At 69.4% G+C, this 24,533-nt stretch carries 24 protein-coding genes; 12 read left to right on the plus strand and 12 right to left on the minus strand.

What is annotated here, in order from left to right; translation table 11 throughout:
- Positions 1-65: 65 nt before the first annotated feature.
- The 3 genes from U3653_RS27840 to U3653_RS27850 all read left to right on the plus strand — a co-directional run bounded on the left by U3653_RS27840 (position 66) and on the right by U3653_RS27850 (position 6,252).
- Positions 66-4,667, plus strand: a complete 4,602-nt coding sequence (locus U3653_RS27840; RefSeq protein WP_195082877.1) for a cation-translocating P-type ATPase — start codon at positions 66-68, stop codon at positions 4,665-4,667.
- 145 nt (positions 4,668-4,812) lie between these two features.
- Positions 4,813-5,373 (plus strand): hemerythrin domain-containing protein, encoded by a 561-nt coding sequence (locus U3653_RS27845; RefSeq protein WP_195082878.1) that lies wholly within the window; start codon positions 4,813-4,815, stop codon positions 5,371-5,373.
- Positions 5,374-5,412: 39 nt separating this feature from the next.
- Positions 5,413-6,252: an SDR family oxidoreductase gene (locus tag U3653_RS27850; RefSeq protein WP_195082879.1), complete on the plus strand. Its 840-nt coding sequence runs from the start codon at positions 5,413-5,415 to the stop codon at positions 6,250-6,252.
- Positions 6,253-6,315: 63 nt separating this feature from the next.
- Here U3653_RS27850 and U3653_RS27855 read toward each other — a convergent pair whose 3' ends face one another.
- Genes U3653_RS27855 through U3653_RS27865 form a run of 3 tightly spaced genes read right to left on the minus strand, consistent with a single transcriptional unit; the run spans position 6,316 to position 7,112 of the window.
- Positions 6,316-6,546, minus strand: a complete 231-nt coding sequence (locus U3653_RS27855) for a DUF6480 family protein (protein ID WP_195082880.1) — start codon at positions 6,544-6,546, stop codon at positions 6,316-6,318.
- Between the two features lie 9 nt (positions 6,547-6,555).
- On the minus strand, positions 6,556-6,672 hold the full coding sequence (locus tag U3653_RS27860) for an LPXTG cell wall anchor domain-containing protein (RefSeq protein ID WP_157111893.1): 117 nt from the start codon (positions 6,670-6,672) through the stop codon (positions 6,556-6,558).
- A 59-nt stretch (positions 6,673-6,731) separates the two neighbouring features.
- On the minus strand, positions 6,732-7,112 hold the full coding sequence (locus U3653_RS27865; RefSeq protein WP_195082881.1) for an inorganic diphosphatase: 381 nt from the start codon (positions 7,110-7,112) through the stop codon (positions 6,732-6,734).
- A gap of 125 nt (positions 7,113-7,237) precedes the next feature.
- Between U3653_RS27865 and U3653_RS27870 the strand changes: the two genes are divergently transcribed.
- The 3 genes from U3653_RS27870 to U3653_RS27880 all read left to right on the plus strand — a co-directional run bounded on the left by U3653_RS27870 (position 7,238) and on the right by U3653_RS27880 (position 9,567).
- Complete coding sequence (locus tag U3653_RS27870; RefSeq protein WP_195082882.1) at positions 7,238-7,861, plus strand: hypothetical protein; 624 nt, start codon at positions 7,238-7,240, stop codon at positions 7,859-7,861.
- Between the two features lie 75 nt (positions 7,862-7,936).
- Complete coding sequence (locus tag U3653_RS27875; protein ID WP_195082883.1) at positions 7,937-8,716, plus strand: helix-turn-helix domain-containing protein; 780 nt, start codon at positions 7,937-7,939, stop codon at positions 8,714-8,716.
- Positions 8,713-9,567, plus strand: a complete 855-nt coding sequence (locus U3653_RS27880) for a fructosamine kinase family protein (protein ID WP_195082884.1) — start codon at positions 8,713-8,715, stop codon at positions 9,565-9,567. The genes U3653_RS27875 and U3653_RS27880 overlap by 4 nt, the downstream gene beginning before the upstream one ends.
- A gap of 9 nt (positions 9,568-9,576) precedes the next feature.
- On the opposite strand, the gene U3653_RS27885 is transcribed toward U3653_RS27880, so the two are convergent.
- Together U3653_RS27885 and U3653_RS27890 are read right to left on the minus strand one after the other, a co-directional pair.
- Positions 9,577-10,452 (minus strand): TIGR03619 family F420-dependent LLM class oxidoreductase, encoded by an 876-nt coding sequence (locus U3653_RS27885; protein WP_195082885.1) that lies wholly within the window; start codon positions 10,450-10,452, stop codon positions 9,577-9,579.
- A gap of 134 nt (positions 10,453-10,586) precedes the next feature.
- Complete coding sequence (locus U3653_RS27890) at positions 10,587-11,126, minus strand: VOC family protein (RefSeq protein ID WP_323124550.1); 540 nt, start codon at positions 11,124-11,126, stop codon at positions 10,587-10,589.
- A gap of 141 nt (positions 11,127-11,267) precedes the next feature.
- Here U3653_RS27890 and U3653_RS27895 point away from each other — a divergent pair, with 141 nt between their 5' ends.
- Positions 11,268-11,906, plus strand: a complete 639-nt coding sequence (locus tag U3653_RS27895; RefSeq protein WP_195082887.1) for a TetR family transcriptional regulator — start codon at positions 11,268-11,270, stop codon at positions 11,904-11,906.
- A gap of 12 nt (positions 11,907-11,918) precedes the next feature.
- Here U3653_RS27895 and U3653_RS27900 read toward each other — a convergent pair whose 3' ends face one another.
- Positions 11,919-12,158 (minus strand): hypothetical protein, encoded by a 240-nt coding sequence (locus tag U3653_RS27900; protein WP_195082888.1) that lies wholly within the window; start codon positions 12,156-12,158, stop codon positions 11,919-11,921.
- 238 nt (positions 12,159-12,396) lie between these two features.
- Between U3653_RS27900 and U3653_RS27905 the strand changes: the two genes are divergently transcribed.
- Both U3653_RS27905 and U3653_RS27910 read left to right on the plus strand, forming a co-directional pair.
- Positions 12,397-12,576, plus strand: a complete 180-nt coding sequence (locus tag U3653_RS27905; RefSeq protein WP_195082889.1) for a hypothetical protein — start codon at positions 12,397-12,399, stop codon at positions 12,574-12,576.
- A 111-nt stretch (positions 12,577-12,687) separates the two neighbouring features.
- Positions 12,688-13,986 carry an NtaA/DmoA family FMN-dependent monooxygenase gene (locus U3653_RS27910; protein ID WP_195082890.1) on the plus strand — a complete coding sequence of 433 codons (1,299 nt, stop codon included), beginning with the start codon at positions 12,688-12,690 and terminating at the stop codon, positions 13,984-13,986.
- Between the two features lie 21 nt (positions 13,987-14,007).
- On the opposite strand, the gene U3653_RS27915 is transcribed toward U3653_RS27910, so the two are convergent.
- The gene (locus U3653_RS27915) at positions 14,008-14,337 is read right to left on the minus strand and encodes a winged helix-turn-helix transcriptional regulator (protein WP_323124551.1); all 330 of its coding nucleotides are present in this window, start codon (positions 14,335-14,337) and stop codon (positions 14,008-14,010) included.
- Positions 14,338-14,400: 63 nt separating this feature from the next.
- On the opposite strand from U3653_RS27915, the gene U3653_RS27920 reads away from it, so the two are divergent.
- Positions 14,401-14,802, plus strand: a complete 402-nt coding sequence (locus tag U3653_RS27920; protein ID WP_067805479.1) for a VOC family protein — start codon at positions 14,401-14,403, stop codon at positions 14,800-14,802.
- Here the strand turns inward: U3653_RS27920 and U3653_RS27925 are convergent.
- Both U3653_RS27925 and U3653_RS27930 read right to left on the minus strand, forming a co-directional pair.
- Positions 14,792-15,604, minus strand: coding sequence for a hypothetical protein (locus U3653_RS27925; protein WP_195082891.1), 813 nt, complete (start codon positions 15,602-15,604; stop codon positions 14,792-14,794). The genes U3653_RS27920 and U3653_RS27925 overlap by 11 nt on opposite strands.
- A gap of 554 nt (positions 15,605-16,158) precedes the next feature.
- On the minus strand, positions 16,159-17,478 hold the full coding sequence (locus tag U3653_RS27930; RefSeq protein WP_195082892.1) for a family 1 glycosylhydrolase: 1,320 nt from the start codon (positions 17,476-17,478) through the stop codon (positions 16,159-16,161).
- 357 nt (positions 17,479-17,835) lie between these two features.
- Between U3653_RS27930 and U3653_RS27935 the strand changes: the two genes are divergently transcribed.
- Entirely contained in the window at positions 17,836-18,927 is a 1,092-nt protein-coding gene (locus tag U3653_RS27935; protein ID WP_195082893.1) for a hypothetical protein, read from the plus strand.
- A 46-nt stretch (positions 18,928-18,973) separates the two neighbouring features.
- On the opposite strand, the gene U3653_RS27940 is transcribed toward U3653_RS27935, so the two are convergent.
- The 3 genes from U3653_RS27940 to U3653_RS27950 form a co-directional block, all read right to left on the minus strand.
- The gene (locus U3653_RS27940) at positions 18,974-20,221 is read right to left on the minus strand and encodes an esterase/lipase family protein (RefSeq protein WP_195082894.1); all 1,248 of its coding nucleotides are present in this window, start codon (positions 20,219-20,221) and stop codon (positions 18,974-18,976) included.
- A 36-nt stretch (positions 20,222-20,257) separates the two neighbouring features.
- Positions 20,258-21,415, minus strand: a complete 1,158-nt coding sequence (locus U3653_RS27945; RefSeq protein ID WP_323124565.1) for an SMP-30/gluconolactonase/LRE family protein — start codon at positions 21,413-21,415, stop codon at positions 20,258-20,260.
- 116 nt (positions 21,416-21,531) lie between these two features.
- The gene (locus tag U3653_RS27950) at positions 21,532-22,248 is read right to left on the minus strand and encodes a metal-dependent hydrolase (RefSeq protein ID WP_195082895.1); all 717 of its coding nucleotides are present in this window, start codon (positions 22,246-22,248) and stop codon (positions 21,532-21,534) included.
- Between the two features lie 795 nt (positions 22,249-23,043).
- Between U3653_RS27950 and U3653_RS27955 the strand changes: the two genes are divergently transcribed.
- Positions 23,044-24,084, plus strand: a complete 1,041-nt coding sequence (locus tag U3653_RS27955) for a hypothetical protein (protein ID WP_323124552.1) — start codon at positions 23,044-23,046, stop codon at positions 24,082-24,084.
- The last annotated feature ends 449 nt before the right edge of the window (positions 24,085-24,533 follow it).

Here is a 24,533-nt window from a genome sequence, read left to right on the forward strand (position 1 = left end):
CGGCCACGGCGCACGCGCCGCGGCCGCGACGGTTTGCTCTGTCCTTGCCTGGGTAGCTGCCGTGTATGAGCTTCTTACTACGCGGAGTCGTCTCACCGTGGTGGCTCGAGGCGCCGACGTCGGTGGCGGCGGAGATGGCCCGCGCGAGCGTGGAGAAGGCCGTCGATCTGGGAACCAGAGCCGTGCAGGCGCCGGCGCAGGCGGTGGCGGCGGGCGCGCGGGCGAGCGCGTCGCTGCTGAACCTCAGCCGTGACGAGGAACTGCGCGACGAATTGGCGGCGTTGATCGACCCGCACGCGTTGCGGTCGCGCCGCCGGGTGGCGCTGTACGAGGACCGGGCCACCGTCGAGGTGCGCGGACTGGACTCAGGCAAGAGCTCGGACGTCACCGAGGCGCTGCACCGGAGGCTGGATCGCCGCCGCGATGTGCGCTGGTGGCGGGTGAACGCGGTGACCGGCCGCGTGGTGGCCGCCCTGGAACACGGTGCGGCCGACCTGCCCGCGCTGGTGTCGGCCATCGAATCCGTCGAGGCCGACACCGCGGTCGGCGACCTGGACTGGAGTCGCGGCTGCGAGCACCCGGGCGACCGCGAACCGTTGCTGGCGGCCGGAATCCAGGTCGCGGGCGACGTGTGCGCGATCGGATTGTCCGCCGTGAGCGCGGTGCTGCCGTTGCGCGGGCCCGCCCGCGTGCTGCGCGCGGCCGCCGCCTTCGTCGACACCCAGCCGCGCCTGCGCAAACGGCTGGAGGAGCAGCTCGGCCGCACCCGGACCGACCTGGTGCTCACCACGGCGAACGCGATCGGCAACGCCCTGGGCAACACGGCGGCGGCCGGCACGGCGAATCTGGTGATCGACGCGGTGCACCGCGGCTTCACGCTGACCGAATCGCTGACCCGCTATGTGCAATGGCAGGACTGGGAGGTCGAGATCGACCGGCGTCCGGCGGAAGTCTGCGATCCGCTGTCGCCGCCCGACCGCGTGGTCGAGATGCCGCAGGGACCGATCGAACGGGTCGCCGACGAAACGGCCGCCGGCGCGCTCGCGGGCGCGGTGACCTCCGTCCTGGGCGGACGCGGCCTGTTCGGCGCGGCCGACGCGCTGGAGCTCGGCGCGCCCAAGGCGGCGCGGGCCAGTCGCGAGGCCTACGGGGCGCTGGTCTCCACGATGCTGGGCCGGGCGGGTGTGCTGACGTTGCACCCGCGGGTGTGGCGGCGGCTGGACCGATTGTCGGCGCTGGTCATCGACGGAGAGTCGCTGCTGACCGCCCGGCGTCTGGTGCTCGACGCCGAAGCGACCGACCCGAGATGGTCGGTCGCGCAGGTATGGAGCGCAGGCCAGCGCTTGCTGTGGGAACACGAGACCGCCGACGGCGACGACGCGCAACCGGACGGCACCGGACGCTACTTGTCGGCCGGAGGCCACCGCCGGCTGGTGCACCCCGCGACCGGAAAACCCGATGACGGTGTGACGCTGCGCCCGGTGTGGCGCGAGCTGCACGACAACGGAACACCGGTCGGACGCGTGCTGATCGGCCGCGAACTCGACCGCAGGGCGCACGCCCTGCTCGGCCGCGCCCGCAGCGCGGGCCTGCGCGTGACTCTCGCCGGTGGCGCCGACGCCGCCGAGTTGCGGTCCATGGCCGACGAATTCGTCTCCCCGTCCACGTCGATGAGCGGGCTGGTGCGCGCGCTGCAGAAGGACGGTCACGTCGTAGCCGTGCTCAGCCCCCGCGCGCACAAGGCGCTGGCCCACGCCGATGTCGCGATCGGCCTGGCGGTGCGGGAAGGCAAGGCGCTGCGGATGCCGTGGACCGCCGACGCGGTCTGCCGCGACCTCGCGCAGGCCGATCGCGTCCTGGCCGCCATCGCTCCGGCTCGTCAGGTCAGCGAACGCGGCCGTTCGCTGGCCTTGTCGGGAGCGGCGCTGGGCGGGCTGCTGCTGGCGATCGCCCCGCACAGCGCGGGCCGCTCCTCGCCCATGACCGCCGCCCACTACACCGGCCTGCTCTCCGGCGCCTACACCGGATGGCGTTGCGGACGCACCGTCCCGCCCGCCACGCTCGCCCCGCTGCTGCCCTGGCATGCCCTCGAACCCGACGAGGTGCTCAGCCGGTTGCCGCGCCCGCTCCCGGTGACCGAACGCGCTCGGCCCGGCGCGGTCACCCGCATCCCCGGCGTGCGCGTCGTCGCGTCGGCGGCGTCGTTCGCCGGCCAGCTGCGCCGCGAACTCGCCGATCCGCTCACCCCCATTCTGGGGGTCGGCGCGGTCGCCACCGCCGTGCTCGGCGCGCCCTCGGACGCGGTGCTGCTGTCGTCGGTGCTCGGTGTCAACGCACTGGTCTCCGCCTGGCAGCGCCAGCGCGCGGAGAACGCGCTGCACCGCCTGTTCGAGGGTGAACAACTCAGCGCACGCGTGATCGATCGCGCCGAACTCGACACCGCCGAGCCGCGCGAACACCATGTGCCCGCGGACGTCCTCGCGCTCGGCGACGTGATCGTGCTGCGCGCAGGGGAGGTCGTCCCCGCCGACGCCAGGCTGCTGCGCGCCGACGACCTCGAAATGGACGAATCCGGTCTCACCGGCGAATCGATCACCGTCGAGAAACAGGTCGCGGCCACCCCTGGCCGGGCGCTGGCCGACCGCGCCTGCATGGTCTTCGAAGGCAGCACCGTGGTCAACGGCACCGGGCGAGCGATCGTCGTGGCGGTCGGCGACGACACCCAGGCCGGCCGCGCCGCCGCCGGAGCCATCCCGCCGGAGAAGGCCGGTGTGCAAGCGCAATTGCGCCGCCTGACCGACCGCGCCCTGCCGCTGACCCTGAGCGGCGGCGGCATCGTGACCGGACTGGGCATGCTGCGGGGCAGGCCGCTGCGCACCGCGATCGCCGACGGCGTCGCGGTCGCGGTCGCCGCGGTCCCCGAAGGGCTGCCGCTGGTGGCCACGGTCGCGCAGCTCGCGGCCGCCCGCAGGCTGTCGCGGCACGGCGTGCTGGTGCGCGCCAGCCGCACCGTGGAGGCGCTGGGCCGGGTGGACACCCTGTGCTTCGACAAGACCGGCACCCTCACCGAAGGGCGGCTGCGCCTGACCACCCTCGCCGATCTCGACGAGCAGTGGGCTCCGGACGCCGACTGCGAGCAAGCCCGCCGACTGCTGCGCGCCGCGGCCCGCGCCTGCCCCGATCCCGCCGAGGGCCCACCCGCGCACGCCACCGACCGCGCGGTGGTCGAGGCCGCGGCCGAGGCGCTCGGCGAGGACCCCCGCCACTGGGATGCGATCGAGGAGATCCCGTTCGAATCCAACCGCGGCTACGCCGCCACCCTCGGCCACACCGCACGCAAACTGCGGCTGATCGTCAAGGGCGCGCCCGAAGTGGTGCTGTCGCGCTGCACCGGCGTGCGGATGGACGACACCGACCTCCCCTTCGACGGCCGCATGCGCGAGCGCGCCGAGCAGGTGGTCCGCGATCTCGCCGAGCAGGGCCTGCGGGTGCTGGTGGTGGCGCGCCGCGACCTGTCCGCCGCACCCGACGACGTCGAGGCGGCGGTCGCCGAACTCAGCCTGCTCGGCTTCATCGGCCTCGCCGACGCCCCGCGCCCGCAGACGGTGCCGCTGGTGACCGCGCTGCAGCGCAACGACATCAGCGTCCGCATGATCACCGGCGACCACCCGGTGACCGCGGCGGCGGTGGCCCGCCAGCTCGGCATCGAGGCGGGGCAGGTGGTCACCGGCGCCGACCTCGACCGCCTCGACGAGACCGCGCGCGCGGAACTGATCGAGCAGAGCACCGTCTTCGCCCGCGTCAGCCCGGAGCAGAAGGTGCGCATCGTGGCGGCGCTGCGCCGCGCGGGTCACGTGGTCGGCATGACCGGCGACGGCAGCAACGACGCCGCCGCCATCCGCACCGCCGACGTCGGAATCGGTTTGGCCGCACAGGGTTCGGTCGCCGCCCGCAACGCCGCCGACATGGTGCTCACCCGCCCCGACCCGCTGGTGCTGTTGCACGCCCTCGTCGAAGGCCGCGGCATGTGGCAGCGCGTCGGCGACGCCGTCGGGGTGCTGGTCGGCGGCAATGCCGGGGAGGTGGCCTTCACGCTCTACGGCACCGCCGTCAGCGGCCAGGCGCCGCTGGGCACCCGGCAATTCCTGCTGGTGAACATGCTCACCGACATGTTCCCCGCGATGGCGCTTGCCCTCTCGCGCGAAGGGGACGCGGTCGATCCGGACGACGCCGACGATCCGCAGGCCCAGGCGCAGCGGGCCGCCGAGCGGCTGGCCGAACTCCCGCCCGCGCGGCTGGGTCCCGATCTGCTGCGCACGCTCGGTGTCCGCGGTGTCGCCACGGCCACCAGCGCCTCGGTGGCCTGGACCCTGGGCCGGATGACCGGCACGCAGCGGCGCGCCGCCACCATCGGCTTGGTCGCGCTCATCGGCACGCAGCTGGGCCAGACGCTGGTCTCCGGCTACCGCAGCCCACTGGTGTGGCTGACCACGGCCGCCAGCGGCGCGGTGCTCGGCGCGATCGTGATGACGCCGGGACTGTGCGGATACTTCGGTTGCCGCCCGCTGGATCCGGTCGGCTGGGGGATCGCGACCACCTGCGCGACCACCGCCACCGCCGCCGCGGCGCTGCTTCCGCGGCTGCTGCCCCCGCAGGAAGCCGAGTAGGGACGGGCACGCTGATTGGCGCCCGGCCGCCGGGGTACCCGCCCGGCAGCGGGGCCCGGCGACCCCGAGACGTGGAGCCGGTTGCCTCGCGCACGAATGATCAAGCCGGGCAAGGCATTTCACAGCGACAGAAACGAGTGTTGCGATGACCGACCAGGATGTCGTCGACCTGCTCACCGCCCAGCACGAGGAGATTCGCACCCTGCTGGCGCGACTGAAGGCCGGGCACGACGGGAAACAGGAGCTGTTCACCGATCTGGTGCGCTTGCTGGCGGTGCACGAGAGCGCCGAGGAGGAGGTCGTGCATCCGGTCGCCGGACGCGCCCGTTTCGGCGCCGACGCCGATATCGTGCAGCCGCGGCTCGAGGAGGAGAACGCGGCCAAGCGCGCGTTGGCCGACCTCTACGACCTAGGAGTGGACCATCCCGACTTCGACGCACGGCTCGCCCGCTTCGCCGACGCCGTGCACGAACACGCCGCCCACGAGGAGGCCGAGGAGTTCGCCCTGCTGCGCGCGCAGTTCTCCACCGGCCAGCTGCGGCGGATGGCCGGTTCCCTGCGCGCCGCCGAGGCCGTGGCGCCCACCCGGCCGCATCCGCGCGCGGGGGAGTCCGCGCTGGCGAATCTGGTGGCGGGCCCGCCGTTGGCGCTGTTCGACCGTGCCCGCGACGCGGTGCGCGACTGGCGCCTGCGGCAGGACACCTGAACCATCCGCAGCCCCGACACGGAGAAGGAGAGGACCGACATGGGGTTTCCCGAACAGCAGCAGAAAGTCCCCGGCATCCAGGCCAGGATGAATCCGGTACCGGACTGCGGTGAGGACAGCTACCGCGGCTCCGGCAAACTGACCGGCAAGGCCGCCGTCATCACCGGCGCCGACAGCGGCATCGGGCGGGCGGTGGCGATCGCCTACGCCCGCGAAGGCGCCGACGTGCTGATCTCCTACCTCGACGAGGACGAGGACGCGAAGGAAGTCGCCGACCTGGTGACCCAGGCCGGACGCAAAGCCGTGCTCGTGCCCGGCGACCTGTCCGAGGCCGCGCACTGCCGCGCCGTCATCGATCGGGCGGTGCGGGAATTCGGCAAGATCGACGTCCTGGTCAGCAACGCCGCCTTCCAGATGACGCACGAGACTCTGGAGGAGATCAGCGACGAGGAGTTCGAACACACCGTCAAGCTGAACATCAACGCCTACTTCTACCTGGTGAAGGCGGCGCTGCCGCACATGCCGCCGGGGTCGTCGATCATCGGCAGCTCCTCGGTGAACTCCGACATGCCCTCACCCACGCTGGCGCCGTACGCGGCGACCAAAGCCGCCATCGCGAACTTCTCCGCCAGCCTCGCGCAGCTGCTGGGCGAGCGCGGGATCCGGGTCAACAGCGTCGCGCCCGGACCGATCTGGACTCCGCTGATCCCCTCCACCATGCCGGTCGAGAAGGTCACCCAGTTCGGCGACGACACCCCGCTCGGCCGCGCGGGCCAGCCGGCCGAACTGGCGCCCACCTACGTCATGCTGGCCTCCGACGACGGCAGCTACGTCTCCGGCGCTCGCATCGCCGTCACCGGCGGCAGGCCGATTCTGTGACCGGCGCGCGATGACCCACGGTCGGCCGATCTGCTGGATCGGCCGACCGTCGGTAGCGGCGGGTCACAGCATCGACACCACGAGCCCGACCGCGACGGCCACGAACAGCAGGACCACCAGTGCGCCGATGAGCATCGCCACCACGCCGGTGACCGGGAAGTGGTGCCGGGTGCTCGGCTCCGGCGCGGACAGCCCGGACGTCTGCGGGGTGTCCGGGGGCGTGGAGCCGGGGGCGACGCCGCCGCCGGGTTCCAGGTCAGGGGTTTTCGCGGGATCGGGATCCATCGCGCTCATAGCCGCTCCCTACTCGCCGTCGTTTCCGGGGACCTCGGGTGCGCCGGGCCGTTTACCGGACCTCTTGCGATACAGGATCACCGCGCCGACGAGCACCGCGAGTCCGAGAATCACCAACAGTTCCATGGCAGGGACCTACCCGGTATCGGCCCGCCCAATCGAGCCGGGCCCGATGCGCGCGCCGGTCATCCGCCGATGATCACGTAGTGACCGGCGGTCTCCTGGAACTCGACCGCCTCGGCGATCGCCGAGGCGGTCGGCGCCGGGTCGCCGCTCGGGACGACGAGCAGTTTGTCGTCGTCGTCGTACCACCGGTGGATGATCCCGGCGCATCGTCCGCGGGCGAAGTCCAACGGTTCGGGGGGGCCGAGGAAGTACCCGTCCAGTTCCTGGCCGTCGGGAGCGCGGGTGAGCGGCACGTAGCCGTAGTTGAGCAGATAGCGGAAGCCGCAGCGCGGGTGCCTGCTGCCGTACGGGCGGTCGATGACGAGATCCACTGTAGCGCCGAGGAATAGGCGCGCCAAGCGCAGCGACGCGGAATCCTCCAGCTTCACCAGGTCGGTCACGGTCTCAGGCTACGGCCGTTCGGTGGCGGCGACCGAGGCATTGCGTGCGGGCGGAGGCCGGAGGAAGGTGAGTATGTCCGGTGGCGCCACCGGGGCGCCACCCAGAGTAGGGCGGGAGGTGGCCCGTGTACGCACGTTCCAGCACAATCGCGGCCCAGCCGTCATCGATGGACGACGGGATCGCATACCTGCGCGATGAAGTGATGCCGAATCTGCCGCAGCTCGAAGGATGGGTCGGACTGTCGTTGCTGGTGAACCGGTCGACGGGACGCTGCATCGCTTCGACCTCGTGGGAGTCGCAGCAGGCGTTGCACGCCAGCAGAGGACGCGCGCAGCAACTGCGCGACGGCTTGGCCAGGCAGCTCGGCGGCGTGGTGGAGCGCGTCGAGGAATGGGACATCGCGGTGATGCACCGGGACCATCCGGCCGACGACACCGCGTGTGCCAGGTGCAGCTGGGTGCAGGTCGATCCCGGGCAGGTCGAGCGCCTGATCGACACCTTCCGGATGGAAGTGCTGCCACAGATCGAGACGCTCGACGGATTCTGCAGCGCCAGCCTGTTCGTCGACCGGGACAGCGGCCGCGGGGTGGGCGCGATGGTCTGGTCGAGTCGCGAGGCGATGGACGCCACCCGCGAGCACAGCAATCGGATCAGGAGCGCGGCGACCCAGCGGGTGGGCGCCAACGTGCTCGAGGTAGGGGAGTTCGACCTGGCGTTCGCGCATCTGCGCGTTCCCGAAATGGCCTGACATCGCAGCGGGGTATCGGCGGCCATTACCCGAGAGGTAATGGCCGTCCCGCTCGGCCGTTCGTAATATCGGGGCGTGACTACCCCAACGGCAGGTGACCTGCTGCGACATTGGCGCTTGGAACGCAGGCTGAGCCAGCTGGAGCTGGCCGGACGGGCCGACACCTCGGCGCGGCACCTGAGCTTCATCGAAACCGGGCGCGCCACCCCGAGCCGCACCATGATCGTGCACTTGTCCGAACACCTGGAGATCCCGTTGCGCGAACGCAACCGCGTCCTGCTCGCCGCGGGCTACGCCCCCGCCTACGCGCAACCCGGTCTGGACACTCCGGCCATGGACGCCGTGCGCGGCGCCATGCGCCAGATCCTCGCAGGCCACGAGCCCTACCCCGCGCTGGCCATCGACCAGAACTGGACGATGATCGACGCCAACAGCGGAGTCGCCGTGCTCATCGCCGGCATCGATCCGGCACTGACGACACCGCCGGTGAACGCGCTGCGGCTGAGCCTGCACCCCGACGGCATGGCGGGGCGCATCCGCAACCTGCCCGAATGGCGCGGCCACATCTTCGCCCGCCTGGCCCGTCAAGCCGAGGTCACCGGCTCCAGGGACCTGGCCGACCTGCTCGAGGAACTGCGGTCCTACCCCGGCGGTGAAGTCGAACTCACCGTCCCCGAACCCGACCAGGCGGTGGTCCCGCTGCGGATCGACCACGACGGCGCCGAGTTGTCGTTCCTCAGCGTCACCACGGTGTTCGGCACCCCGATGAACGTCACCGTCGCCGAACTGGCCATCGAATCGTTCTTCCCTGCCGACGAGGACACCATGAAACGGCTCACCGCGGGCACCGGGTGAGCCGCGCGGCCCAGCTGTCGGCGCTGCTGGAGGCGCCCGTCCGCGCCGTGACCGATCTCGGCGCCAGCCACGCATGGACCCTGCACCGCGCCGAAACCGCCGACGGCCGAACATTTTTCGTGAAGGCCTCGGCCGATCCCGCACCGGTATTCGCGGCCGAGGCGGCGGGCCTGTGCTGGCTGCGTGCCGCGCCCGGCCCGGCCGAGTGCCTGCTACCGGAGGTCGTGGCCGCCGACGACCGCACACTGGTGCTGCCCTGGCTGGAGGAGACCGCTCCCGGCCCCGCGGCCGCCGAGCGCTTCGGCCGTGAACTGGCCGCGCTGCACGCCGCGCGCGCCGAGTCGTTCGGCGCACCATGGGAGGGCTGGATCGCGAGTCTGCCGCTGCCCAACGCCCCCACCGACGGATCGTGGTCGCGGTGGTACGCCGAACAGCGCCTCGCGCCCTACCTCGCCCGGGCGGCCGGCACGCTCGGCGCCGACGGCGTCGGCCTGATCGAGCGGGTCATCGACCGCATCGACGAGCTGGCAGGCCCCGCCGAACCACCGGCCCGCCTCCACGGCGACCTGTGGTCGGGCAACATCGTGTGGACGCGGGAGCGGGCGATGCTCGTCGACCCCGCCGCGCACGCGGGCCACCGCGAAACCGATCTGGCCATGCTCGCCCTCTTCGGCGCACCGCACCTGGACCGAATCCGCGCCGCCTACCACGAAACCCATCCGCTCGCCGACGGTTGGCGCACCCGCACGCCGCTGCACCAGCTGCATCCACTGCTGGTGCACGTCGCGCTGTTCGGCGCGGGCTACCGCGCGCAGACCCTCGCCGCGGCCACCGCCGCACTGCAATCCTGACGTCCGGCTTCACCTATCGACCTTGGCGATGACCTTCTCCGCGAAGCGGGACAGGCTGGCGATCTTGGTCTCCAGCGGCTCGGTGTCCTGCTCGGTGGTGTAGGGCAGCCGGAAGCCGACGATCACATCGGTGACCCCTTTGTCCTCGAGGCGTTTGATCCCGTCGACGGTGAATCCATCCAGCGAGATGACGTGCACCTCGAAGCCCTCCCGGGTGCCGTACTCCGCGCGCAACGCGGCCAACTCGCCCAGCAGCCGGTCCAGTTCGGCGCCGTCGCCACCGGCGTGCATCCACCCGTCGCCGCGCTGCGCGGCCCGGCGCAACGCGGGCCTGCTGTGCCCGCCGACGAGGATCGGCACCGGTTCGGTCGGCACCGGGCTGATCTTGATCGGCGGGATGTCGTAGAACTGCCCGTGGTATTCGAAGTACCCACCGGCCGAGAGCCCGCGCACGATGTCGATGCATTCGTCCATCCGCGCGCCGCGCTTGTCGAACGGCACGCCCATGATCTCGAAGTCGTCCGGCCACGGGCTGATGCCGACACCGAGCCCGAACCGGTTGCCGCTGAGCGCGGCCACCGACGCGGCCTGCTTGGCCACCAGCACGGGCGGCCGGATCGGCAGCTTCAGCACGAACGGCGTGAAACGCAGCGTGGTGGTCACCGCCGCCATCGCCGCGCTGAGCACGAACGCCTCGACGAACGGCTTGTCCTCCAGGAACTCCCGGCTGCCGTCGGGGGTGTAGGGGTACTTCGCGTCGGATTCCTTCGGATACGCCACGCTGTCGGCCACCGCCATGGAGGTGTAGCCCGCCTCCTCGGCGGCCTTGGCCAGAGCGAGGTAGTACGACGGATCGGTCATCGTCTCCGCGTAGGTGAAACGCATGGTGCTCGCCTTCCTGGCGCGCCGAGCGCGCCACAGGGGTCCCGGCGCCGGTCAGGGCCGTGACGTGATGGGAACTGCCGCAGACGGCGCAGAACCGCCCTCGACGGCGCCGAGGACGACGTAGCGTTCACCGCCTACCGCCATGGGTTGGTGAAGCCTTCCGGAATCAAATGGTCGAACAACGCCTTCATCTGCGGGGACAACCGCAGCAGTTCGATGTGCGAACCGATCGGCCCGCCGTCGAGATAGGCGAACTCCATCCCCACGCCGTCGAACCGGCCGCGCGCGGTGATCTCGATGCCCGCCGCGGCGGCCTCGGCGAGCGCGGCGTCGTAGTCCTCGGGCACCCAGGCGGCATGATGCAGTCCGGCGCCCGCGCGGTCCAGATGCTCGGCGTACAAGCTCGCTCCGCCGCGCGGCTCGATCAGCTCCAACTGCTGGCCGCCCGCATAACCGAGCGCCACACCGATCGTGTAGTCGGCGGGTGCGCCGCGCAGCTGCGCGGCATCGGGCCCGAAGTGAACCTCCGGGATGGTGAACCACTCGCCGACCCCGTACCGGCTGGTGAAGACCTCGCAGGCCGACGCCAGATCATCCACCACCCAGCACAGCTGGAAGATCGGACCGCTGGTGATCATCGGCGGCCCCCGGGCCTGCTCCCGCCGTGCCACCACCGGCAGAAACCCAGCGCGACGGCCCGCCCGGCAGGCGGGCGGCACGGTCCGGCGCCGGTGACCTCCGCCACATCATCCACGCCGTTCAATTAAGCATCTGTGTTTAACATCGTCAATACTCATGTTCAGTACAGTGCTGCTATGCCGAGCGACGATTCGCGCACCGCCCTGCTCGACGCCGCCGAACGCCTCATCGCCGAACGCGGCGCCGACGTGCCGCTGCGCGACATCGCCGCCGCGGCGGGCCAGCGCAACAACTCCGCCGTGCACTACTACTTCGACTCGCGCATCGGCCTGATCGAAGCCATCGTCGAACGGCGGATGAACTGGCTCGAACAGCGGCGCATGCAACTGCTCGCCGCCCACGAAGCCGACGGCCGCGCCAACGACGTGCACGCCCTCGTCGCCATGCTCGCCACACCCATCCTCGAACTGCTCGGCCACGACCGGGTCACCCATCTGGGCCGGTTCCTGGAAGTGGTGCGCACCCATCCCGTCGTCGCGGACGCGCACCGCCTCGCCGGGGCCGACCGCGCCGCGGTCCGCATCATCACCACCCGCCTCGACGCCGCCCTCACCGGCCTGCCACGGCGCCTGCGCAGACAACGCCTGGAAACCATGGCCACCGTCATGTTCGCGTTGATCGCCGACTACGAGCGCACCCTGGAAGCGGGCGTGCGCACCGCCCGCCCCGGGGACGCGGCGGAGATCGTCGACATGATCGTCGCCATGCTCACCGTGCCCGTCCCCGAGCACACCCCCGCCGCGCCGGGACGCTGAACCGGCGCCCACTCAACCCGGCGTCCGCCGGGCCACGGGCACCGAGGCCGGCTGCGGATGCGCGAGTTGCGGGAACCTGCGATGCAGCCGGTCGATATAGCCGCGCACCACACACAATTCGCTGAACAGTTCGTGCCGCGCGGCGGGATCGCGGCGCTGCGCGGATTCGATGTCCCGCACCAGCATCCGGGCACGCCGGGTCAACAACTCCACGAAGACCCGGGCCTGGGCGAGGTCGGCGTCTTGTTCCATGCGATGGGCCGATCTGTCGTTCGATTCCGATGTCGGTCGCCCAGTGCTCCCCGTACCGCGGTCCTCAGCCGATCGGAGCGAACACGATGCTAACCGAGCCCCGTTCACTCGGGTGCCGAAATGAAACCGGCTACCGGCTACCACGTGGCGACCGGCCGTCCCGCTCGTCGACCCAACACCGCCCGGAACGAAGCGCCGCCCCGGGCCGGCGGAGGCCGTCGACGCGTATGGTGATCGCATGGGCGTCATCGGGGAGCTGTTTCCGGGCAAGAAGCTGACCCATGAGGGCAGCGAGGACAGCGACGGGCAGACCCACACGCCACGGTTCGACATCGATCTCGACACCGGAGTCGTACGACTGTCGCGCATCGGCCGCGCCGGCACCCAAGACCGCACCGACGGTCCGGAACCCGCCTAGCGACGCCTCACCGCGGCCCCACCCTTGGCAGCCCAAAACCCGCTCGGCCGGAAAACATCTCGCTGATCGCAACCCGTTACCGCGGCGGTGCGCGCCGGTAGCGTCACCGCAATGGGCAATGCTGATGGGCGACGACGGCCGCTGAAGACCGTCACCGGAGTCAGCGGCGCGGTCAGCGTCTACGCGGCGGCCATCGATCCGTCCGCCACCACGATCGCGTCATCGATCGACGTCGCGAAAATCGCCGAACAACACAAATTCGACGCCCTGTTCGCCGCCGACCTGCTCAGTTTCGGCGCCCAAGGCGCGATCGGCGCGCAGGAACCGCTGATCTTCCTGTCCGCATTGAGTGCCGTCACCTCGCACGTCGGACTCATCGCGACGGTGACCACCACCTTCCACCACCCCTACAACCTCGCCCGGCTCTTCGGCACCCTCGACCACATCAGCAACGGCCGCGCGGCATGGAACGCGGTGACCTCATCGGTGGGGGAGGAGAACTACGGCGACCAGGAACTGCCCAGCCCCGAAGACCGGTATGCCCGCGCCACCGAATCCCTCGAAGTGGTCAACGCCCTGTTCGACAGCTGGCAGCCCGGCGCCCTGACCTCCGACGGGCACGGCGGCGCGATCCTGGACGCCACCCGCGTGCGGCCCATCGACCACGCGGGCCGGTACTTCACCGTCCGAGGGCCGCTGAACATACCGCCCCTGCCACAACGCAGACCCGTGCAATTCCAGGCCGGGCAATCCGCGGGCGGCATCGAACTCGGCGCGCGGTTCGCCGAGGTCGTGTTCACCTCCCTGCCCACCCTCGAAGACGCCGTCACCTACACCAAACGCATCCGCGCCCGCGCGAGCGAACTCGGCCGCGCCGATGGCCTGCCGCTGATCATGAGCTCCTTCCACGCCACCTACGGCGCCACCGAAGCCGAAGCCGAGCGCCTCGTGCGCGAACAAGCCGAGGCGACCGACTTCGAGGCCGGACGCGCCGCCCTCGCCGACATGCTCGGCGGCGGCATCGACCTGTCCGGCCTGCCGCTGGACAAGCCCCTCCCGGAAAGCCTGCTGCCCGAGGTGACATCCGTGCACCGCAGACGCGGCCGCGTGGAGATCTTCAGCAACTTCGCACGGTCGGGAAAGACACTGCGCGAGCTGATCATCGCCGCCAAGGACACCGGCCACTGGGCCGCCGCCGGAACCCCGGAACAACTCGCCGACGCCATCGAAGAACGCTACAACGCGGGCGTGCTCGACGTGATCTCCCTCGGCGGGCTCGCCGACGAACGCACCCGCGACTTCGTCGTCAACGGACTGCTGCCGGAACTACGCCGCCGCGGCATCGTCGGTTCCGACTACGTCGGGGCGACCTTCCGCGACAACCTCGAACTGCCCCCGCTACCGGACTGACCCGGCGCCGCGCCGCCACCCTCACATCAGCTCCGCGAGATGGGCGCGCGACCACGCGCACATACCGTGCACCAGCCGCAGCAACTCGCCTCCGGCCGCGGTCAGGGAATACTCCACCCGCGGATTGGCCGTCCGATGATCGCGGCGCGCGACCAAGCCCTCACGTTCCAGCGCACGCAAGGTCTCGGCCAGCATCTTGTAGCTGATGCCATCCATCGACCGATGCAACTCGCCGAAACGGTGTTCCCCGTCACCGATCTGCTCGAGCACCCGCAACGCCCACTTCGTCGACAGCGCCGCGAAGACACGCAGGGCGACAGCCCTGGCCTGCTGCTCCTCGGTCTCGCTCACCCTCACCACTCACTTTCAAGTGCGTACTGCCGGTCACGCCGATCCCCACCTAGCGTCGCAGATGTGCGCATCCTGAAAACCTATGCCAGAGTCCTCGTCTCCGACCTCGACACCGCGCTGCCGATCTACGAACGGCTGGCCGGCGCCAAGGCCGACCTCCGTTTCGGCTTCGAACGCGCCGAACTCGCCGCCGTCGGCGACTTCCTGCTCATCGCGGGCGATCCCGACGACGTCGAGCGGTACCGCGGCACGGTAGGCCCGGTGATCGTCGACGACCTCGACACCCTGCTGCGAACGGTGACCGAGCACGGGGCGGAGCTGATCGGTGGGCCGTTCACCAGCGCCACCGGCACGTTCGTGTACGTCCGCCACGCCGACGGCGCCCAACTGGAATACGTGCAGTGGTCGCCCGAGACGCGAGCGCTCGTCCTGGGACCGGACCGGCCGTCCGCCGCTAGCGCGTGAGGACCGGCGTCGAGGTCTCCGACCGATGCCCGGCGGACTCGCGTCGCGGGGGATTGGTATTCCGCACCCACGTGACATTGGCGACCAAGTCGTCGTCGAAGACCAGTTCGTCCCACAGCAACCGCTCGGCGGCATCCGGCGCGGGCTGCGCCACCGGACGCGGCGCCGTGGTGACGGCCGCGGGCCGCACGGGCTCGGCATCCCGCGCAGGCTGGGCGGGCAGCGGCGTCACCAGCCAAGTCAGGGCTCGCATCGGGCCCAAGCCGTAGCGACGAGTGCCCTGCGCGATCGCGGCCACCGCGGCCGCGCAGCTCAGCACCCCGGCGAGCAACGCCATCCCGGTCAGCCCAGCGCTGGCCATGCGCCGCTCACCCGCACCGGAAGCACTGCCGAATTCGCCGAGGAACCGATGCACCAATCCCGCGCCCAGACCTTCACCCGGATCGATCAGGATCCGCAGCTCCGGCCCCCTGGCATCCAGATACATCAGGGCGATCAGCACCACCACCGCCGCGGTCACGCTGGAGCCGATCACCAGCACGGCGAGCGCGCGGGTGCGCAACCGGATCTGCGCCAGCGCGGCGAACACGGTGACGAGCATCGCCGCCGCGGCCAGCAGACCCCACGCGCCGCTGATGTTCACATCACGGAACTTCGACACCGACCACTCGTCGAAACCGTTGGTGACGCCGGTGACCCGGCCGAACGCATCGGAGCGGGCCTCACCTCCCGCACCCGACGCCGAAAGCCACGGCTGGAACAACAAGGCGAAGCCGACCGCGCTCACGACCGCGGCGAACAAGAAGCCCCAATCCACACCCCGTGGTGGCCTCGCCCCGCGTCCGGCGCCTCCGGAGCCACGGCTCCGACGGTCTCGCGCTTCGCTTACCTGCCAAGGGGTTGGTTGTACCATTGCTCCAGTTTCGCCGGTGCCGCAGGAATAATGCTGCCGCCCAGAGCAATAACAGTGGAATTGCCCCGGGACGGTGAATATCGCGGCACATCAATGAGATGTAATTCGATCGGGCGTCATCGGCCATCGACGGAAATCACCGTAAGCACCTGCGCCACAGCAAGCAAGCGTGATCGATGTCCCACACATCACCGCAGCTCCGACGGCCTACCAGCCGAGCGTGACCCAACCGATGAGTAACATTTCACGCACGTCGTTGAACTCGTCATACGCAGATCCGCCGCGACGAGCACGAAACCCTGCGCCCCCGATTGCTGTGACACGCTTAACAAGCCGACGCTGGGACCTCGGTCACAAATTCTCCCGCCACCGCTACGGCCGCAAATCCACAACGCCACAGACAACTTCACGCCACCCCCGGCACCCATCCGGCCCCCACCGCGCTAGGCCGGATCCTCCCCGACGCAGGTCTCCGCCGCATCGATGTGCACACACGGCACCGGAGGCCGCGTCGGCCGATACGCAGGCTCGACACCACCCGCGCGGATCAGCCGGGCATACGCGTCGACCCCATCGGTCGGACGGCGCGCCAACGTCGGATCGGTCAGCACATCGACCGTGTAGAGCCCGAACCGCGGCGCGTAGGAACCCCACTCGTAGTTGTCGGTCAGACTCCAATAGTTGTAACCGATCACGTTCATGCCGTCGGCCTTCGCCCGCTGCAACCAATACACCGTGTCCCGCAGATGATCGGCGCGGGTGTACCCATCCGAGCGCACCTGCCCGTTGTCCGTCGGAAGCCCGTTCTCCACCACATACAGGGGACGACCGGGAAACTGGCGCGCGTAATGCCGCAACGCGTAGTAGATGCCCTCCGGATGCACCGGCAGCTCCCACATCGGTGGCCCACCCTCCGCGCCGCCCTGTGCCGACTCCCCGGTCTGCGGCAGCGGAGCGAAGTAATAGTCCAGCCCGATGAAATCCAGCTTGGCCGAAATCCGGTCCACGATAGGCTGATTCACCTCCGTCTCCGCGCCCGCCACATAACCCAGATTGCTCGTCACCTGAGCATCCGGCCGATAACCGTGGATGACGTCGTAGATCTCGTTGTGCGCCCGCGCGATCCGGTCCAGCATCACCGGCGCCTCGTCCACACCGATCCCGCCCGTGCGCAACTCCGTGCCCACATACGCCACCGGCTCGTTGAACGTCACCCACAGCGGATCGTGCGAGGCATACCGGCGCACCACCTCCCGCATGTTCGCCAGCCAATCCTCCACCATGCCCGGGTTGCGCCATCCGCCCCGATCCACCGCCCACCCCGGATACACCCAGTGATCCAGCGTCAGCATCGGCCGCATCCCCGCCGCGACGATCCGGGCGATCACATCGTCGTAGAACCCGAACGCCGCCTCATCCCACGCGTACGGCGCCGGTTGCAGCCGCGCCCACTCCAGACCGACCCGGTAGACCCGCACACCCAGCCGCGCCGCCAGGTCGATATCGGTGCGATAGCGCCGGGCGAAGTCCACCGAATCCAGGTACGGGTGCTCGGTCCCACCCGCCTCGATGAAACGCGACCAGTTGCTGTCCGGCGCGTGACCCTCCGACTGAAATCCGGACGACGCCACACCCCACAAGAAGTCGCGACCGAACACCGGCAGCTCCCGGCCCGGCTGAGCAGCTGAAACCCCCGAGGCCATCAGCATCGCCGCAGCGGCCGACAACGCGGCGAACCCGCGCCGGTGAGTGCGTGTACGCATCGCGGTAGCGTAACTGGAAGATTGCTGAAGTGTCCGGCAAGCACCAGCGTGTCGCAGATCCCACCATGGTCACGATCACCCCATCCGCGACCGCCGCGCCGACGCCACGCCCGCCGCCAGCACCCTCACCCATCGCAGCCGACCACGCCACGAAACCCACCCGGGTCCGCGCCACACCGCGCGGCGTCACCACCCGCGGACCCGACCCGCAACGGTCGGCACACGCGCAACCGGTCTCGCCGGCGTCCCGAGCCGGAATCCATCCACCCAGCGCGTCCCCGGGAAACGCCGTACAACATCACACAAGCGAATCAATTGACCGAGCGCATCCGCCGCTGATCGACCAGACTTGCCCAGGTGACCAGATACGCATTCGATGCCGACCGCGCCGCCCTCGTCGCCACCTGGGCGACCGGACGAGGCGACCTCGCCCAAACGGTGGCCACCCTGCCCCCGCAGGTGACCAGGGACCAGGCAACCGATCTGGCGTCGAACCTCACCACCCTCTCGCGGTTCCAATGGCGCACCTACACCCACCCCGCCAGCGCCGCGGGCGACCCCGACGTCCCCAACAGCGAAGCATGGCGCCGCGCCGAAGAACGCCGCAACTTCAAAGAAGTCGAAGCAGGCCTGCGCAGCCCCAACCTGCCCACCGACGAAGGACTGCTCGTCTCCTACAGCGGCGTCGTCGAATCCGCCCACCGCATCGGCCGCACCCTCCACGACATCGACGACGCCGCCCTACTCGAAACCGTCGCCGCCGAAGTACGCATCGAGCAGGAAGCCATCGAATCCGCCGAACGCGGCGACCTCTCCGGCCGCGCCCGCCAAGCCGTCGAACTGTCCCGCCCCGACGTCTCCCCGGCGCAGGTGCACGCCGCCGACGCACTCCTGCGCGCCGACCCGCTCGGCAGCATCGAACTGTTCACCGAACTCGACCCAGCCTCCGCCTCCGTCGCCGCCGCACACTGGCTCTACGCCGCCGCCGAAGTCGCGGGCGAGGCCGCGAACGTACCGACCACCGACGTCGTCGCCGAAGCCGACGACCTCGAAGCACTCCAAGTCGAAACCCCCACCCTCGTCCTCGAACGACTCGCCCAGGGCGACACCCCCACCGAAGTCGTCCTCGACCTGATCGCCGAAGCGGTGGCCGTCCACGAAGGCCGCGTCCCGGCCCCATGGAGCCTCGTCGCCCGCGTCGCCGAGATCGAAGCCCAAGCCCACCGGTTCGGCGTCGACGCCGACACCCGCGAAGCAATGCTCACCGGCTTCCGCATCAGCCGCCTCGACCCCGCCCGCCCCGCCCTCGACCTCCTGGAAGACCTCCTCGACGGCATCCGCGGCTGCCTGCTGCTCTACGCCGCCCACACCGAGCACGACGACCCCGAAACCCACTTCGCCGAAGACGTACGCCTCGAAGCCGACGCCGACCCCGAAGACCTCCTCTGAACGCCGCGGCGGGGCACGGCCACCCCCTGCCCCGCCCGCAGGGAATTCACGGCGAAACTCCGCCCGACACCACCGCTTCCGAGGCCAACCAGGCACGCAGCGCGCGATAGACCGCCGCATGATTGAGCAGCGTGAAGTGATGCGCCGACGCCAGATGCATCCCCTTGTCGACATCGAACCCGATGCGCCGGGCCCGCGCACGACCCGTACCGCTCGGCGTCAGCACCAACCCGTCACCGATCACACGCCCCAGCGGATGCCGTGCACTGCGCGTCACGGTCGCGGTGACGAAATAGTGGTCCACATCCCGCAACAACGGAACCTCGCGGACCACCCGGCGACGCAGTGCGTCGGCGTCCAGATCACGCCAATCCTCATCCACCAGCGAGCCGTCCCGAAGATCCCGGATACCCCCGCTACGGCGCCGCAACAGCCGCCCGAACGGACGAGTCTCCGGCAACCGCACCAGCGCCGCCGACGCGTAATGCACCACCTGCTCCAGCGGCGCGCCCAGATGCGGCGAACCCAGGCACACCACCTGACGCACCCGCCGCACCCACGGCAACCCGGCTTCACTCGCCACGAAACACGCGCCACGGGCGACCAACCCGCCCATCGAATGCCCCACCAGCGACACCCGCTCGATCGGCACCGGCCACCCGTCGATCAGTCCCTGCATCAATTCGCTGAACTGCGCCGCGTTCTCCGAAATGTGCAGCCCCGAGTTGTACCGAACCTGCAGCGACGTGCATCCCAGATCGGCCTCCAGCCGCTCGCCATAGGTCGGCCCGCCGCCCCAACGCCACGCGTGCTCGGTTTCCACCAAGCCGTGCAGGAACACCACGACATGCCCACCGGGCCGCCGCACTCGCGCACCCACCAGCTCTGCGGGCACGGGAGCGCCGTCGATGCGAAACGTCATCGGACCGGCCAGAATCGGCCGCGTCCGCTCGAGATCGTCACCGATCAAACCCTGCAACGCGGCCAGCAACCCCGAGCCGTACACCGTGCGCGACGGCGCGACACCGGGCAGATCCGCCGCCCGTTCCGCGACCATACCCACCGCCACCGCGGAACCGCTGACCACGCGGTAGATGCTCTCGGCGATCGCGTCGTGCATCAGCTGCACCGGAGCCGCCGCGGGCCCCACGCCCCACCGCACCGCACCGAACACACGGCGGGCGATCGCCCGGTGCACGGCCGCGATCCCATCGACCGCGCCGCCGAGCTCGTCACCGGCCAGCCGAGCCAGCGCCCTGACCTCCGCTTGCCGCTGGGGCACACCATTCGTCACCATTCGAGTGTACAAGTGTGCACTGAAAAGTGAACCCTACGGCACCCTCGACACAGCCACGGCCCGCTCGGTGAGACTGCCCAGATACAACACGCCGTCCTGCTCCACCACGCCGGTCACCATCGAATAGTCGGTGCCTTCGACCTGAAGGTCGTGCACGACATTGCCGTCGAAATCGACCGCCAATACCCACACCGTCCGCGCCGGCTTCGGCTGCACCCATGTCGGCAGTTTCCACACGATCCGCCGCAGCACGCCCGGCAGGGGAAGCAGCCGGTCCAGCAACGGATTGCGCGGGGAAGGAAGCGTGATCCAGATCAGGCCGTCACTGCCGAGACCGAGGTTGTCCGGGAATCCAGGCAGGTTCTCGATCAACCGCTCCTGCGTGCCGGCCTTCGGGCCGGTCAGCCAATAACGCGTGAGGCGGTAACCGCCGGTTTCCGCGACGACCACACCGGAGCGATCCGGCGCCAGGACGACGCCGTTGGCGAATTGCAGATCATCGATCAGCGTCTCGACCTCGCCTGCGGGGTCCCGGCGGAACAGGCGACCGGTGCCGGAATGCTCCAGGATGTCACCCATGTACTCATCCAGCGAGTATCGGCGCGACGAGGTGGAGAAGTAGATCGTGCCGTCGGTATCGCGCACCACGTTGCTGGCGAACCGGAGTCGCTCCCCATCGATCTCGTCCACCAGAACGGTCAACGCGCCCTCGGTATCGAGCTCCAGCAAGCCGCGCTCGAAATCGCAGATCAACACGCGCCCGTCGGCGTCGGCGTGCAGGCCGAGCGGACGGCCCCCGGTGTTCGCGAGTTCGCGGACCTCGCCGGTCGCCGGATCGATGCTGAGAACGGCGCCACCCTCGACGCCCGCGATGATCCTGCCGTCGGGGGAGAGGACGACATCCTCCGGGCCCGCGCCGGGCAGCTCGATACGCCGCACCGCGGGAAGAGGCGGGGTACTGCGGGTTTGCCGTGCTCGGGCTGGGGAGGGCGGCGGAGTCCAGCGCTGCGGCTTCATGGCGGAGGCGAGCATCGCATCAGGGTAGCCCGGGAAGTGCGGAGCTCCTGGAAAACGGTGCCGGGTTGGCAGCCTGCAAAATAAGATGTCGATACTTAGATATGCGCATTGAACGATGTATTTCCCTCTGGTTCCACCTACCTCACACAAAAGCGAACAAACCAAAGAAAGCACAGAGGACAAGGAGGGCAGCGTTTATGCGAAATCAGTGGTCGCCTGCCGCTGCCCAGGCCTCCGATCAGGGCGCCATCTCGCCGGGTGTCGGAAGCCAGGGGAGCGGAGCGGTGACGTCAGGGCTGGTGCGTGATGGTGTACCAGAGGATGGCCAGCGTACCGACCGTGAACAGTGGTGCCACGAGAAAGGTTTCGACCTTGTTGCCGGTGCGCTCGATGACGGGAAAACTGACTCGGACATCGAAAGGCCAGAACAAGCGGCAGCCGCGCTCGGTGAGGCAATCGCCGATCAGATGGGCCAGCGCGCCGAGCCCGACCGCGAACGGCAGCCAGACCGGCTTGTCGGCGATCCAATGTTCCATCGCGAAGGTGCCCGCGGAGGCGAGTACGACGATCGGTCCCCACGCCTTGAAGTTGTTGCCGGACGGGCACAGATGCAGAGCGCGCACGGCCAGGGCCAGCAGGAAGAACACCAGCCCGAGGGTGAACCAGCGGCCGAGCCAGTGCTCGCCGGCCCACGTGCCGTAGGCCACGGCCGCGACGAACGCCAAAGAGTGGGTGGCGCCGCGGTGACCTCCGGAGACCCACGAGATGAGCTTGCATGCGGTGTGCGTGATCGGGCCCAAGGCATGCGAGATGGTTCCGTCGGGATGGTCCGCATCGGGCAGCAGTGCGGCGCCGGCGGTGAGGAAGACCCCCAGCAGCAGATCGACGGTACCGAGATGTCCCGTCGCGTCCTGCAGAGCCGGAAACGTCAAGATCGTGACCGGCAGCGTCGCCGCTGCCGCCGACCAGGCCAGCGCGCCACTGGTCGCATGTGAATGTCCAAGCACCATTCGAACGTTAGTTCAGCTTCGTATCGGATCGCGAATGCCGCTGCGCGAGCGGGAGCAAGGGAGGAGTACGTCTCGTCGACCGGTTTTGCGAGATGGGGTAGGGGAGTGCTGACGGAAGTCGGGACGGGCCGGAAGACGTTGCGCAGAACAGTGATTGCCCGATTCGGCGTCGAAGACGTGCGCGTTGCCTTGCCCAGAGCTCTGGCGTCGGCAGCTGGTCCGGCGGCGTAACTGTGTGACAACTCGATGAAAAAATTGCGATACGTTCCTGTGCGTATATATGCATAGATCACACTCCAAACGAAATCACGCACCAACCGAACCGAAACACACAACAGCACAGACACCGCAGGGGGCCTCTCCGTCAAAACGCAGGTGTTGCCAAAGGCGAGGGCGTCGCCGACAGCAACCATCGCCACGGCCGCACCGTGGTAGGTCTGATCGGTCGATCGGATCGGCGGTGGCGACGGTGAATGACCGGAGGGGGAGAGTGCGGTTCGGTCAGACCGCCATGGGCGAGGTGCGTGTTGTCCTAGTACAGGCGGCGCGAGCGTTTACCCGGCATGCACCAACCGCACCGAATCTTCGGCGGACCGGCAAGGCCGCCGGTTGAGGCGGTCCGCTGGTGAACCGATCGCTGACAGTTTCCCAGGGGTGGTGAACTTAGTTCGCCATCTGCCCCTACGCTGCACCGCATAGCGTGAACTGATCGATTGCTTTCTGTCACATCGGACTTCTGTCTGGATGTGCGGCAAATATCTGGCAGCGGTGGGCGGCCTGGAGGAGGTTGCGGTGGGTGAATGGCGTGGGGTCCATCTGTGCGGCAGTGTTCCGTTGGCGGATGCGCGGACGGTCTTCTCCGAGGCGTCGCGGCGGATCGGGAAGCACTTGAAGCGCATACCGGACGGAGAGACGGGTGAGCGGGACAACTGGGTGGTGTGGCAGCTGCCGAAGATGCAGGCACATCCGGACCTGGAAACTGTTCCGCCGCCCAGTCCGGAATACGGGCCGAGCGAACGGGTGCAGCCCAAACCCGGCGTGGCGGCGGCGTCGATCGACTTCGGCGCTCTGGGTTACGCGGAGGCGGCTCTGGAATCCTGGCAGGTCTTCCGGCAGTTGCGCGAAGACGGCACCATACCCGCGGGTACCCGGTTCCAGGTGAGCTTGCCGACGCCCATCGCGGTGATCGGAGCATTCGTCGCAGGCCCGCAGGGGGAGTTGGAACGCAGGTACGAGGCGCGGCTGCTGGACGAACTCGCCGTCATCCTCGCCGGGATACCGGCCGAAGACCTTGCGGTGCAATGGGATGCCGCTGTCGAGTTCGCCATTTTCGAGGGCATCTTCCCGTCCTGGTTCGGTGCCGACTATCCGGCGCAGCTGGAAGGTGTGGGGGAACGACTGATTCGGCTGGGTGCCGCGGTGCCCGAAACGGTGGAGCTCGGCTATCACCTTTGTTACGGGGATTTCGGACATCGCCACTTCGCGGAGCCCGTCGATACCAGTAAGCTGGCGGCGGTCGCGGGCCGCATCCTGGCCGGTCTGGGCCGGCCGGTCGACTGGATTCATCTGCCGGTGCCGCGTTCTCGCGCGGACGCCGACTATTTCAAGCCCCTCGCCGATCTCGCTCTGCCGCCGGAGACGGACCTGTACCTCGGTTTGGTGCACGCCACCGACGGCCGCGCCGGCGCGATCGAACGCATCGAGGCTGCCCGCACGGCGGTCGCCGAATTCGGCATCGCCACCGAGTGCGGGATGGGCCGGCGCCCGTCGGACCAGATTCCCGCACTGTTCGACCTGCACGCGGAACTGGCGGACATGCTGGCTCGGCTCTGAAGCCTTGGCGCCGGGTCATTTGGGGTCGGGTCCGGTATCAAGCGAGTGGCTCAGGGCGTTGCCGCACGATTCTCAGCGCGACTGACACGTCTCACAGCTGTGGAGGGCTGACGCCGAGCTGCTTGCTGTCGAGGGGATGACGGCGCCCGACTCGAGGGGAGTCGGGCGCAACCTCTAGTTGACATAATGTTGATTATCGGCAAAGCTTCGGGCTGGTCGGTGGGGGTGGTTGAGTACGTGTGGCGTGCTGTTCGATCTGGCGTGCGGACAGGTTCATCCGGTGAGGCTCAAGAGCTGCCGGGCTCGTGTTGGGCTTCGGCCATGGCTGTTCCGTGTGGTCGAATGACTCCCCAACGCATGCATAAATATGCATGCGTTGCGTTGCCGCTGTGACGTCTGACTGCCACGCCCTTCTACTGCCCCTCCCCGCTCCGCATGGTTTCGTCACA

The sequence above is a fragment of the Nocardia implantans genome (assembly GCF_035544775.1).
In the GTDB taxonomy this organism is placed as follows: Bacteria; Actinomycetota; Actinomycetes; order Mycobacteriales; family Mycobacteriaceae; genus Nocardia; species Nocardia implantans.

Excerpts from the sequence above, each read along its gene's own strand:
- U3653_RS27840 (WP_195082877.1), top strand. The coding sequence starts at position 66 with ATGAGCTTCTTACTACGCGGAGTCGTCTCACCGTGGTGGCTCGAGGCG.
- U3653_RS27845 (WP_195082878.1), top strand. The coding sequence starts at position 4,813 with ATGACCGACCAGGATGTCGTCGACCTGCTCACCGCCCAGCACGAGGAG.
- U3653_RS27850 (WP_195082879.1), top strand. The coding sequence starts at position 5,413 with ATGGGGTTTCCCGAACAGCAGCAGAAAGTCCCCGGCATCCAGGCCAGG.
- U3653_RS27855 (WP_195082880.1), bottom strand. The coding sequence starts at position 6,546 with ATGAGCGCGATGGATCCCGATCCCGCGAAAACCCCTGACCTGGAACCC.
- U3653_RS27860 (WP_157111893.1), bottom strand. The coding sequence starts at position 6,672 with ATGGAACTGTTGGTGATTCTCGGACTCGCGGTGCTCGTCGGCGCGGTG.
- U3653_RS27885 (WP_195082885.1), bottom strand. The coding sequence starts at position 10,452 with ATGCGTTTCACCTACGCGGAGACGATGACCGATCCGTCGTACTACCTC.
- U3653_RS27895 (WP_195082887.1), top strand. The coding sequence starts at position 11,268 with ATGCCGAGCGACGATTCGCGCACCGCCCTGCTCGACGCCGCCGAACGC.
- U3653_RS27900 (WP_195082888.1), bottom strand. The coding sequence starts at position 12,158 with ATGGAACAAGACGCCGACCTCGCCCAGGCCCGGGTCTTCGTGGAGTTG.
- U3653_RS27905 (WP_195082889.1), top strand. The coding sequence starts at position 12,397 with ATGGGCGTCATCGGGGAGCTGTTTCCGGGCAAGAAGCTGACCCATGAG.
- U3653_RS27910 (WP_195082890.1), top strand. The coding sequence starts at position 12,688 with ATGGGCAATGCTGATGGGCGACGACGGCCGCTGAAGACCGTCACCGGA.
- U3653_RS27930 (WP_195082892.1), bottom strand. The coding sequence starts at position 17,478 with ATGCGTACACGCACTCACCGGCGCGGGTTCGCCGCGTTGTCGGCCGCT.